Genomic DNA, 12,270 nt, shown 5'->3' with positions numbered 1-12,270 from the left:
CCCGTCATGGCGAATTTATTTCGGCAACCCACACGGCAAGTAATGTTCATGCAAAGTGGCTTTGCACTGTGGCTTATATGATGGGGTGCTGAAACAAGTTCCATTAGACTTGCAGAAGAATTAATTAACAGATTGTTGTTGATAATTTTGGCATGTTAAACATGTGGAAAAGATAGCTGATAGCGATATGAATACAATTTCTAGCCTTCGAGGCTCAATGCTGATTCTGTACCTCAGCTATCTTTTTAACTTAACCCAAGGCTCAATAGTAATTTAGCTCCACATTCGTAGTATGGAACCAGCCGGGTTAAGCGCCACATGCAACCTGGTATCGGTATGGACAAATTTAAACTTTTTTGTGGCATCGACATCAGCAAGGCTGATATCGACGTAGTGTATGGCACGGCTTCTTCCAGCCGCCATTTGAAATTGAGCAATGACATTAAAGGCATTAGCACGCTATTGAACGTCCTTTTGCAGGCGCAACCCGGCCGAGGAGCCATCCTCGTCTGTTGCGAGAACACCGGCGCATTGATGGATAAGCTGGCCTGCATATTAAAGGGGGAAGGGATATTCCTTTGGGCTGTACACCCTTTGCTCCTTAGCTACTACAGCCTCGATATCAACCGGTTTAAAACAGATAAAGCCGATGCAAAAAAGATATTCAAATACGCCCTGGCCAACAAGGATAATGCAGTAGGTTACCACCTGCCCTCGGCCGCCACCCGCCAGCTTAGGGAACTATTTAACTGCCGAAAGAACCTGATAAAAGCGCGCTCGGCATTCGAATGCAGGATCGAGGACCATAAACAGAAGTCTTCTTTCGATGCTTTGGCTATGCATTTGGAAAAACAACTGGTCATCGTCCTGAGCGGGCTTATCAAAGAGGCAGAGAAAGCGATACGCGCAGCTATCAATGCCGACAAGCGGGTAAAAAGCATGTACCGGGTGTTGGTATCTATACCCTGCATAGGCCCGGTAACCGCATGGCACCTGCTTTTTATTACGGATTGCTTTGAAAGGTTCGACAACCATAAAGCACTTGCCGCTTTCATCGGTTGCGCTCCATACCCCAGGAAGTCGGGGACATCAGTAAAGCGGAAAGACAAAGTATCAACCAAAGCCTACCGCCCTTTAAAAACCGACCTTAATCAAGGGATCGTAAGCGTTTGCACGAGGCAGGGGCAGCTATTTTATGATTATTATCAAGCTATGATCAAAGCGAACCGGCATCATTTGTATATCCTTAACTCCATCAAAAATATCCTGCTTAAACTTGCCTTTAAACTCGTACGGTCAAACACGCTTTTTAACAAAGAAATATTCATGAAAAATAAACTATCATGGCAAAAACATTTGCATATGTCATAGTAATCAGCATGACGGGAGGGCGTAAGTTGGTAACCTATTTGTTGTTATCCCAACAAGCTCACCAACCAATCCGGAAAAATCCCGAATACCAGCAGCGACAATGCCAGCACTACGGCAAGCACCACTATTTTGATGGACCATTTGTTTTCGCTCAGGAGTAGCTCGGTACGTTTCAGGAACAGGTTGAGGGGGATTTTAAGATAGTAGAACAGTGCAACTACGGTGGTAAGCGCCCCGGTGGCCATCATGGCCAGCAGCCAAACATTGTGGGTATGCTGGTAAACGCTGTACGTTGCCGAAAATACGAACACCTTCCCCATAAAGCCTGCGCTTACGGGTATACCGGTTAACGATACCAGCACCATTACAAAGCAAACCGATGCGAGGGGGTATTTAAAGCCAAGGCCCTTGTATTCGCGCACGTCGGTTATGCCTTCGGCGTTCTCAAAGTAGTTAGCCAAAGCCAAAGCGGCTATAATGCCTATGCCGTATACCAACAGGTAAAACACCAGTGCCGATAAGCCTTCGGGCGTAAAGGTTACAATGCCCATCAACGCAAAGCCCGTATGCCCTATGCCCGAATAGGCCAGCATACGTTTCACATTGTTCTGCAGCACCGCGGTAAAATTACCCGCCACCATGGTTATCATACCAATAATGGCAAGCACCAACCGGAAATCGAACCCATGCCAGCCTTCATAAAAAGCAAAAGGCGACACAAAATTCACCAACAAAGCAAAGGCAGTAATTTTAGGCAACGACGATAAGTAAGCCGTGACCGGCGTAGCCGCCCCCTCATATACATCGGGCACCCAAAAATGCGCAGGTACAAAGGAGAGTTTAAAACCTATCCCCAGCAAAATAAACACCAGCGCGAACGATACACTCAGCGGGTTCACTTGTGCCAATTGCGCTATATTTTGCCCGCCCGTACCTAAACTTAAGGAACCTGTAAAGGCATATATCATGGACATGCCATACAGCATGATAGCCGACGCTGCCGCACCGAAGAGTACATATTTTAAACCCGCCTCGGTGCTTACCAACCTTTCAGACTTGTAAGCCACCAACAGGTACGATGCCAGCGATACCATCTCGATTGCAAGGAAAATGCTTAGCAAGTTAACCGCCATCACCATTAAATGCAGCCCCAATACCGAGCCTAGTACGATAGTATAAAGGTCTGATAGGCCCTTCTTATGCGCCTTCAACTTATTATCCCAGGTGAAATACAGCAGCAGGATAAATGTAAGTACATCTATCACCAGCTTAAACTGTATAGCAAACTTGTGCAGCAACAGCATATTGCCAAACAGGTATTGCGTGCCGGTACCTTTTAGTAATTCAACCCTTTGGTCGAGGTCCATAACCAGTACCAGCACCATGCCGATGAGGGCAATGGTGCGGCACAGCCATGTAGAGTTTTTGCGGAAGATTAAGTCGGTAAGCAGCACCAATATAAACAGCACAGTTAAATAAAGCTCGGGCTTAAAGTATGCTAAGCTGCCAAAAACATCATTTAACTGGTTGGGTATATCGGTTATGAGTTGCTGCATTTTTATTATTGTACGCTTACTATTTGGTCTTTAGGGTATTTCACGGTGTACTTTACCCTTAACTGTTTGGCGGCTTGCGGCTCTAAAGTGAAATTCCACGATAGTTTGCCGGTAGCCTTATTCATTTCTGCCCCGCTGATGTCTTGCGCATCTACTTCGATAGCGGTATTTTGCGATACCGGCACCTGGTCTTCAATCAGCAGGCTAATGGGCTGCGTTTTACGGTTCTTGATAGAGATGTTCCAGTCGCGGGTTTCTTTTTTACTCGAACCGAAAATACCCTGCTTATCGTTCAGTTGGGTTTGCATCAGGCGTTTCACCACAATGTTTTTATCAACGCCCAAAGATAAGCTTAAGGTATCGTTAGCGGCACGGGTATCTAACTTTGATTTACCGATGAAAGTACCCTCGAAAAACAAATTAGCCTCGCCCGAAAGGAAGTTGTATTTGGTCCAATCGGTAATGCGGGCGGTTAGGTATACATCGGTACTTAATTTAGGCGCTGCGTAGTATTGGTATTTGGCATCGGCAGTTACCTGGTCTATCTCTACCAAATAAGGCTTTCCATCCGCAGGTACCGAGAACGGGTTTTGGATATTGAACTCCATATTCGTTTGGTTCTCGGTGGTATTTACTTGAACTACCGATGCACTGCTGGCTGAACTTTTGGCCCTGCTACCGTATCCGGATACAACCACCTCGTTCAAGCTATAATTATAATTTTTATTAATGTCGTTCCTTGCCGGCACATACGCGTTTAAGTAATATGGCCTCAATTCGGGCTTTACGCCGCTTACCGATGGGTCGCCGGTAGAGAGGGTGAGCTTTATATTTTTCCAGTCTTCGCCACATTGTTGGCTAACGTTGGCCTTGTAAGCTATTACTACCGGGCTGTTCACGTTTTTGGCGCGGATATCATAAGTGGGGTACCAGCGGGCATCGTTCACCACATAGGTAATGGTAAAGGTAGATTGTGTTGCCGCCGTTGCCGATACATTTACCATTACATTGCTGGTGGCAGTGCTTTGGTTCTGCATCAGTTCGTTTATCTGGCTATCGTATTTGCGTATCTGCTCGTTCAGGCTTTGCAGTTCGTTGTTTATGGCAAGTTCTTTCTTTTTTATTTCGGTAAGGCGTGCGGTTTGAAAGTCGAGCGCGGCTTTCAATTTCACAATATCCAAACCTGCAGTTTGCCCGTTGCTTACCTGGTTTTTTGTAAGCATATTGGCTTCTTCCTGGTTAATGGTCAGTAAGGTGCTTTGCAGGGATATTTTATCGCGAAGTGACTTTTGTATAACCTGCAGTTCTTCTACCTTTTTGCTTTTTAGCTGGTCGGCAAGGTAATTCATCTCGTGCTTTACCGATAGGATGGTAAAATCGCCGGTAGCGCGTACCTGCATACTGGCAGGATCCAGGTTGGGCGATAGGTTGTCGAAAACAATAGTGGATGTTCCGGGTACAATACTGGCCGTAGCCGTGCGGGTAACTTGTGCACCACTCAAAAACACGGTAACTTTTTCAACTTTCGATGCCACCTTCTGGCCATCGTCGGCATGGAGGGTTTTGGCAGATATCAGCAGGCAGGCAATAAATAATAACTTCTTCATAATTTATTTTATTTACCTGTATGATGCATGTTGCCGCCCGTTTCCATAACCCCGCATCAATTATTTTATGCCGATAAATTGCACCAGCGCCAATACCGAATCATTTATTTTATCGAACACCAATGATGGCATCAAACCTAAACCTAAAGCAATAAGTGCCAATGGCAATAGTGTAAGGGTTTCGCGCAGGCTGATATCTGTTAAGGCTATCTTCCATATCTCGCCGCCCTTTAGCGACAGTTTACCAAAGAACATGCGTTGCAGCGTCCACAGGAAATAACCTGCGCTTAGTAAGATACCTACCGAACCGCAAACCGCCATCCAGTAAGGCAGCAGCCCATTAACAGAATGCGATTTGAAAGCACCCGCCAACGAGAACGCTTCGGCCACGAAAGCCGAAAAGCCCGGCAAACCCAGCGAGGCGAAGAAAGCCACCATCACATAAACCGTATAGCGCGGCATCAGCGAACCCAGGCCACGGAAGTGGTAGATATCGCGATCGTGCACGCGGTTGTATATCACGCCAACCAGGAAGAATAACATGCTCGACAGGAAACCATGACTTACCATCTGCATCATGGCACCGCTGATACCCTCGGCAGTGTTAGAGGCTATACCCAGCAGCACAAAACCCATGTGCGATACCGAGGAATAGGCGATCAGACGTTTTAGGTCGCGTTGCGCAAGGGCATTGAACGCGCCATATAATATCGAAATAACACCGAGTAACCCTAACCAGAACGCGCCGCTGTGCGCCACCTCGGGGAAGATGCTGATGCAAATGCGGATAATGCCGTAACCGCCAATTTTTAGCAGTACCCCGGCCAGTATAATAGATACCGGTGTTGGCGCTTCCACGTGCGCATCAGGCAGCCAGGTATGTAGCGGCACCACAGGCACCTTAATGGCGAAGGCGATGAACAACACCACAAAACCAACCGCACGTGCCGGCAAGCCAAAAATAGTACCATGACTAACCACCGAGAACACGGAGCCATTGATAAAGTTGTCGGGGTTCATCATCTGCACCATATTAAAGGTGTGGCTGCCCGTCGCTGGGTCTTTCACCGACAGGTATAAACCCACCATCACCAGCAGCATAAATACCGAACCGAACAGCGTGTACAGGAAGAATTTAATAGCCGCGTACTCGCGCCTTGCGCCGCCCCACATACCTATCAGGAAGTATAGCGGCAGCAGCATTAGCTCGTAGAAAGTGTAGAACAGGAAGAAATCCAGTGCGCAAAACACGCCCACTACGGCCATATCCAGCAGCAGGAACAGTGCGAAAAAACCCTTCAAATTGCTCTTTATCTCCCATGACGCAATAGCGGCAACTACCATTACCAGGCAACCCATTACTATCAGGGTGATAGATAAACCATCTATCCCTACAAAATATTCGATCTGCATTTTGCCTGCGGAGCCAAGGTCGAGGTGTATCCAGGGGAGTTTCTGTACAAATTGAAATTGCTCCTGGTGATTAATGCCCGCAAAGTTTGCCCCCGTTTGGAAGTTTACATACATCCAAATACTGATGCCCAACTGCACCAGCGTGGCCAGCAGGGTAATGTATTTATAGCTTGCCCGCAGCGATGTCGGCAGCAACAATATAATGAAGCCGAACAGCACGGGGGTGAATATGAGTAGGGTTAATATGTTCATCAGGCCCAGATCAGTTTAAAAATAAACACAGCAATTACTGCCAGTAGCATGCTGTACAAATAGTATTGAATTTTGCCACCCTGGAAACGGCGTACAAAACCGCCCACTTCCTGCACCAGTTTGGCTATCAGCCACAGCGCACCGTCCACAATATATTTATCGCACCAGGCGGCGGCTTTGGCTATGCACCGGCCAATGCGTTCCAACAGATGCACAAAGCCGTCGATAACGTTACGGTCTACCCAAAATAGCAAATTGCTGAACGCTACAGTGTATTTTACAATTACGCGGTTATAAAAACGGTCGATATACCATTCGTGGTAGGATATGCGGTAGAACAGACCCGTTTGCGGGAAAGGTACGGTATCGCGTTTTACATAAATTATATAAGCCGCGTACATTACCACAATACTGATGATGTTAACAAGCGCCGGGATAAGCAAATGGTATATACTTCCGCCACCCTCCGAATGCTTAGCCACCAGGCCTTCGTACAACCACGATGTTTCGTAAGATAAGGGGTTAACAGAAAACAGCGGGAACAAACAGCAAAGCGCCAATACCATCAATGGGATTTTGTAGGCGAAACCGCCGTCGCTGGCATGTACATGTATGCCCGGGTTTGCATGCAGCAAACGGAACTCGCCGAAGAATACTTTTACCACCAAACGGGTAACGTAAAAAGCGGTAAGCCAAGAGGTGAACAGTGCAAATGCCGGAATCAGTTTCAGGATGCCGGGTTGTGCTTCGCTCCAGTCGAAGGCTTGTATCAGTATGCCATCTTTAGACAGGTAACCCGATGTAAGCGGCAAACCTATCAGCGCCAGCGAACCTACTACGGCCACGGCAAAAGTAACCGGCAGTTTTTTGCGCAGCCCGCCCATCAGGCGTATATCCTGCGGGTCTATGTCGAGGTTATTCTCGTCTTTAATATGTTTTACTTCGTGGATAACTATACCCGCTACCAAAAACAACAAGCACTTAAAAAAGGCGTGCGTAGCCAAATGGAACAAGGACGAAGAATACGCACCCACGCCCATGGCCATTACCATGTAGCCCAATTGCGATACGGTAGAGTAAGCGAGAATGCGTTTCAAGTCGTTCTGCGTGAGCGCGATGGTGGCTGCCATAAAAGCAGTGAAGCAGCCTATTACGGCAAGTATTGTAAGTTCCTCGCCAATGAACAGCGGGTATACCCTGCCTAACAAAAATACACCCGAGGCAACCATCGTAGCCGCGTGTATCAATGCCGAAACTGATGTCGGGCCCTCCATAGCATCAGGCAGCCAGGTATGCAGCGGGAATTGTGCTGATTTAGCCGCGACGGCTAAAAATATCCCGCCAAAAGCAACATAGTGCCAAACAGCCGGGATGCTACCCGAACCGGCCGACCATAGCCCGTTCGCCAATGCCGACTTAGCCACCAATCCGCCGGCACCAAACAAAGCATCAATATCAAAAGTACCGAACTGTGTAAACAGGATAATAATGGCTGTAAGCAAACCGGCATCCCCTATCCTGTTCATGATAAAGGCTTTCTTGTTCGCAGCAACCGCTTTGTCTCTGTGGTACCAAAAACCTATGAGCAGATAACTGGAGAAACCCACCAGTTCCCAAAAGGCATAGAAGGTAATGAGGCTATCAACAATAACCAGCGCCAGCATGCTGAAACAGAAGAAACTGAGGTAGCGGAAATAGGTGCTGAAATTCTCGTCGTCCTTCATGTACGCGGTACCGTAAACATGAACGGGCAGCGCCACCGCCGATACCAGACCCAGTAACAGCACCGAAAGGTTGTTCAGCAATACCCCCACCTGCACCTTAGTTTCGCCAATGGTGAACCACACAGTTTGCATATGGATGGTATGGTTATTCCAAACCCTCGCGAACACCGTAGCCGCCAGTATAGTGCTACCTAAAATAGCCGTTGTTGATACCCAGCCTGCCGCCTTACTCTTGGTAAACACCAAAAAGTTAAGCGCGAAGGCAGCAAAAGGCAACACCGCTGCTATAATAGCAAGGGTTACGGTCTGCGCGTCGGTATGGAAGGGTGTTGGGTTCAATGTTAATCCTTCAGCTGGTTAATTTTATCCGCATCAATGGTTTTATAGCGGCGGTATACGTTCAATATAATAGCCAATGCTACCGCGGTTGTAGCTGCTGCCAGCACAATAGCGAATAGCGCGAACATTTGGCCGCCGTTGTTTATACGGTCGTACCGGCCAAAGGCCACCAGGTTGAGGATGGCGGCATTCAGCATCAGTTCGATGCCTATCAATATCTGAATGGCGTTACGCTTTGCTACGATGATGAACAAGCCGATGCAAAACAGCGCGGCGCTCACCAGCATAAAATCCTGCAGGGTTATCATGCGTTGCCCTCCTTGCGCGACAGGTGCGCCGCGCCCACTAAAGCTATCATCAGCAAAATGCTGATAGCCTCGAAGGGCAGCAGATACCTCGTCATTAAATTGATGCCGATATTGTTAATGCCCGACTGGTTCACCGGGATAACATTGCCTGTTTCCTTAGCTGTTTTTACCCACGGCAGGGCGTTCACATCTGCTTTAAAAACCACGTTCACCATTACCACCAAAAACAGCGCAGCAAGTATAAAGGCATATAAATTACCCAGGCTGATAAATTTGTTTTGCTGCTGAGCAACGGCATCTAACGTTTGCTTGCCCGATAGCATAAAGGCGAACAGGATGAGCACCAAAATGCCACCAACGTATATCACAATTTGGGTAACGGCCACAAAATCGGCAACGGCGAGTACATACAAGCCCGCCAGCCCAAACAGCGTTACAAAGAACATGAATATACTGCGAACCAAATTCTTGCTAATGGCAACTACCAATGCCGAACCCAATGTTACAAAAGCCATTATGTAGAAAAGGATCTGGGCTAAATTCATGCTAAAACGCCTCCTTCCCCATCTTCTTCTCCACCCTTATTTTCGTCGGCTTTGCGCTTTTCTTCCTCTGCTTTCTTTTTGGCTTCATCCGCCTGGCGTTTAGCTTCGTCCGCTTTCTTTTTAGCTTCCTTTGCGGCTTCGCGCTCGGCATTTTGCTTCTCTACCAGCATTTTCTTTTCGGCTACAGCTTCGGGTGCCATGTCCGAAAATTGGTAAGTTAAATCGCTTAATTCAAAAACCGTCTTATCGTATTGGTTGGTCATTACAATGCACTCGGTTGGGCATACAATAGTGCATAAGCCGCAGTACATGCACTTCGCCATGTCGATATCAAACTTGGCAGCATACAGCATTTTCTTGGAGCCATCGCTGGTTTCGCCTATGGAACCTTCGGTTGATTTTATCGATTCGATGTCGATGCAGTTCACCGGGCACACCTTGGCGCACAGGTCGCACACAATACAATCGTCTATCTCTACATCCAACTGATAGCGCCCAACTTCCGGCGATGGAAGAGCTTGTTTAGGATATTGTATAGTATTGGTATCTTCCTGAAGCTTAAAGTAATTATTATCGGTAACGGATACCACCTTGCGCTTAAAATTACCCACAAAAAGGTGCTTCAAGGTGAGGGTAAGTCCCCGCCAGGCAGTGTTTAATCCGTTTAAAAACTTATTTACCATTTATATTTTGTGATTTCACCGATTAAAATGATTTCACCGATTCTGTATTCGCCTTTAATCTTGTCTCTTGACTCTAATCTCTTGCCTCTCACACCTACATTACCCATAGCCTCCACACGCCTGATATCAGCATGCAAGCAAAGGCCAGCGGCGTTAATATTTTCCAGCAGAGGTTCATCAACTGGTCAACCCGTACACGGGGCAACGTCCAGCGTATCCAAATTTGCACGCCAACCAGTGCCAGTGCTTTTAGCAATATCCAAATAATACCCCATGCGGTGCCGGTAGTCCAATCGGCTAAGGCTACGGGGCCTATGTTCGGCAGCGGCGTGTTCCAGGCACCGAGGAAAAGTATAACCCCTACCATCGATACCAGGTACATCATGCTATACTCGGCCAAAAATACCAACGCAAATTGCAAACCCGTAAACTCTGTATGGAAGCCTGCAACCAACTCTGATTCCGCCTCCGGGATATCAAAGGGGGCGCGGTTACTCTCGGCCAGCGAGGCGATAAAATATATCACAAATGCCACCAGCAAATGCGGCGCACGGAATACGTTCCATGATAATATGCCCCCCACGTGGCTCACGTCCCAAATACCCAGGAATTTCACTTTCTCGGCAGCCAGTACGCCCTGCTGCATAGCAATCTCTTGCAGGCTAAGGGTTTGGGCTATCATTACCACGGCTATCAAAGCAAAGCCGGCGGGTATTTCATATGATATAATTTGCGCTGCCGAACGCATAGCACCAAGGATGGAATATTTGTTGTTAGATCCCCAGCCCGCCATCAGGATGCCAAGGGTTTCGATAGAGATAATGGCGAAGATATAGTAAAGCCCTATATTGATATCGGCAGGAATAACACCCGCGCTCCATGGGAGTGCCGCAAAACCAAGGTAAACGCCTATGAAAATGATCACCGGGGCCAGCAGGAAGAGTATTTTATCGGCTGCAGCGGGGATAATAAATTCCTTCTGCACCATCTTCAACATATCTGCCGGTACCTGCAGCCAGCCAAACTTCCCCGTTTCGGTAGGCCCCAAACGGTTCTGGATAAAGGCACTCACCTTGCGCTCGGCATACACGCCCAGCATGGTAAACAACCCCACAAAAGCGAACAAACCAAAGGCGACGAGGAAATATGTGAGGTAAAAATTCAACCGTGTTTATTAAGCCTGCAAACTTACTAAATGCGCCCGAAAGTTGACTGATATGGTAGGCTTTTTTTGCAGGCTTATTTAGAATTATTATTGATTTGGGTTTCAGCGATGGAAGATGGTTTCACCGACGGCGGGATTTTATAACTGCAAGCTGAGGAAATCCTGAAAAAGCAAGGGGCCGCTTTTCGGCGGCCCCTTGCTTTTATTATTAATAAAACTTTGGTAATGGGTTCAGGTTGGTATCCTGCCTTTGGTGCCAGTATGGGTATATAGGCGGCAATTCGCTTGCAGCATCCAATTTTCTCACCTGCTCGGTAGTCAGGTTCCAGCCTGTGGCTGCGAGGTTTTGCTTCAGTTGCTCCTCGTTGCGGGCACCTATAATAATATTGGCTACCGTTGGTCGCTGCAGCAGCCAGTTAATGGCTACCTGCGGTACGGTTTTGCCTACTTCTTCGGCAACCTCATCCAGTGCATCTACAATAGTATAAAGGCGCTCCAAATCGGTTTCAGGGCCATGGCTACCGCCCTGGCTGCGGCGGTTATCCTGCGGGATAGGCTGCCCCCTGCGGAACTTACCACCCAACTGGCCCGATGCCAATGGGCTCCAAACAATGGTACCTATGTTTTGGTCGAGGCCAAGCGGCATCAGTTCCCATTCAAATTCCCTATCAAGCAGCGAGTAGTAGGCCTGGTGCGCAATGTATTTGCTCCAGCCATAACGCTCGGATGTAGAAAGCGATTTCATTAAATGCCAGCCCGAGAAATTAGAGCAGGCGATGTAACGTATTTTACCGCTGCTTATCAAATCGTTAAGTGCGTGCAGGGTTTCATCTACAGGCGTGTTGCCATCAAAACCATGCATGTGGTAAATATCAATATGATCTGTTTGCAAGCGGCGCAGGCTATTTTCAACCGAGCGCACTAAGTGGTAACGCGATGAACCGTAGTTAGGATCCTCGCCCATTTTAAAGGTGGCTTTGGTTGATAGCAATACTTCATTACGTATACCAACAAGTGCCTTACCTAAAATTTCTTCGGCAACACCGCCCGAGTAAACATCGGCGGTATCAAAAAAGTTTACGCCGGCATCCATACAAAGCTGCACCAGTTTTTTTGCATCATCGAGCTGGGTTTGTCCCCAGGCTTTAAAAAATTCGCCGGCGCCGCCAAAGGTTGCAGTACCAAAACTAAGTACGGGCACTTTAAGGCCCGATGCGCCTAATTGTCTGTATTCCATAGTATGTGTGAGTTTTAATATTAAACATGCGCTTAGGTTGCATGCAAAGCCAAATGTCGGGCATTGCCGC

10 protein-coding genes are annotated in these 12,270 nt (G+C 47.6%); 1 reads left to right on the top strand and 9 read right to left on the bottom strand.

The features are described from left to right. The first annotated feature begins 318 nt into the window (after positions 1-318). A complete protein-coding gene (locus BC343_RS27845) occupies positions 319-1,371 on the top strand; it encodes an IS110 family transposase (protein ID WP_078348810.1) in 1,053 nt (350 codons plus the stop codon). A 44-nt stretch (positions 1,372-1,415) separates the two neighbouring features. Here the strand turns inward: BC343_RS27845 and BC343_RS27840 are convergent, their stop codons facing one another. The 9 genes from BC343_RS27840 to BC343_RS27800 all read right to left on the bottom strand — a co-directional run bounded on the left by BC343_RS27840 (position 1,416) and on the right by BC343_RS27800 (position 12,200). Next, positions 1,416-2,927, bottom strand: coding sequence for an NADH-quinone oxidoreductase subunit N (locus tag BC343_RS27840; protein WP_078351081.1), 1,512 nt, complete (start codon positions 2,925-2,927; stop codon positions 1,416-1,418). Between the two features lie 5 nt (positions 2,928-2,932). Next, positions 2,933-4,534, bottom strand: a complete 1,602-nt coding sequence (locus BC343_RS27835; protein WP_078351080.1) for a DUF4139 domain-containing protein — start codon at positions 4,532-4,534, stop codon at positions 2,933-2,935. Between the two features lie 60 nt (positions 4,535-4,594). After that, a complete protein-coding gene (locus tag BC343_RS27830) occupies positions 4,595-6,199 on the bottom strand; it encodes a complex I subunit 4 family protein (RefSeq protein WP_078351079.1) in 1,605 nt (534 codons plus the stop codon). Beyond that, positions 6,199-8,262, bottom strand: a complete 2,064-nt coding sequence (locus tag BC343_RS27825; protein WP_078351078.1) for an NADH-quinone oxidoreductase subunit 5 family protein — start codon at positions 8,260-8,262, stop codon at positions 6,199-6,201. The genes BC343_RS27830 and BC343_RS27825 overlap by 1 nt, the downstream gene beginning before the upstream one ends. Before the next feature lie 2 nt (positions 8,263-8,264). After that, a complete protein-coding gene (nuoK, locus tag BC343_RS27820) occupies positions 8,265-8,570 on the bottom strand; it encodes an NADH-quinone oxidoreductase subunit NuoK (protein ID WP_078351077.1) in 306 nt (101 codons plus the stop codon). Then, a complete protein-coding gene (locus BC343_RS27815; protein WP_078351076.1) occupies positions 8,567-9,115 on the bottom strand; it encodes an NADH-quinone oxidoreductase subunit J family protein in 549 nt (182 codons plus the stop codon). Before BC343_RS27815 ends, nuoK begins: the two co-directional genes overlap by 4 nt. Next, complete coding sequence (locus tag BC343_RS27810) at positions 9,112-9,798, bottom strand: 4Fe-4S dicluster domain-containing protein (RefSeq protein ID WP_078351075.1); 687 nt, start codon at positions 9,796-9,798, stop codon at positions 9,112-9,114. The genes BC343_RS27815 and BC343_RS27810 overlap by 4 nt, the downstream gene beginning before the upstream one ends. Positions 9,799-9,892: 94 nt before the next feature. Then, positions 9,893-10,963, bottom strand: a complete 1,071-nt coding sequence (locus BC343_RS27805) for a complex I subunit 1/NuoH family protein (RefSeq protein ID WP_078351074.1) — start codon at positions 10,961-10,963, stop codon at positions 9,893-9,895. A gap of 208 nt (positions 10,964-11,171) precedes the next feature. Beyond that, positions 11,172-12,200: an aldo/keto reductase gene (locus tag BC343_RS27800; RefSeq protein ID WP_078351073.1), complete on the bottom strand. Its 1,029-nt coding sequence runs from the start codon at positions 12,198-12,200 to the stop codon at positions 11,172-11,174. Positions 12,201-12,270 lie beyond the last annotated feature (70 nt).

It is taken from the genome of Mucilaginibacter pedocola, from assembly GCF_002013915.1.
GTDB classification, from domain to species: domain Bacteria; phylum Bacteroidota; class Bacteroidia; order Sphingobacteriales; family Sphingobacteriaceae; genus Mucilaginibacter; species Mucilaginibacter pedocola.
This window is presented reverse-complemented; position numbering and strand designations above follow the sequence as displayed.

What these genes read in the sequence shown, in the direction of transcription:
- BC343_RS27840 (WP_078351081.1), bottom strand. Translation starts at nt 2,927, where the DNA reads ATGCAGCAACTCATAACCGATATACCCAACCAGTTAAATGATGTTTTT.
- BC343_RS27815 (WP_078351076.1), bottom strand. Translation starts at nt 9,115, where the DNA reads ATGAATTTAGCCCAGATCCTTTTCTACATAATGGCTTTTGTAACATTG.
- BC343_RS27830 (WP_078351079.1), bottom strand. Translation starts at nt 6,199, where the DNA reads ATGAACATATTAACCCTACTCATATTCACCCCCGTGCTGTTCGGCTTC.
- nuoK (WP_078351077.1), bottom strand. Translation starts at nt 8,570, where the DNA reads ATGATAACCCTGCAGGATTTTATGCTGGTGAGCGCCGCGCTGTTTTGC.
- BC343_RS27800 (WP_078351073.1), bottom strand. Translation starts at nt 12,200, where the DNA reads ATGGAATACAGACAATTAGGCGCATCGGGCCTTAAAGTGCCCGTACTT.
- BC343_RS27835 (WP_078351080.1), bottom strand. Translation starts at nt 4,534, where the DNA reads ATGAAGAAGTTATTATTTATTGCCTGCCTGCTGATATCTGCCAAAACC.
- BC343_RS27845 (WP_078348810.1), top strand. Translation starts at nt 319, where the DNA reads ATGCAACCTGGTATCGGTATGGACAAATTTAAACTTTTTTGTGGCATC.
- BC343_RS27810 (WP_078351075.1), bottom strand. Translation starts at nt 9,798, where the DNA reads ATGGTAAATAAGTTTTTAAACGGATTAAACACTGCCTGGCGGGGACTT.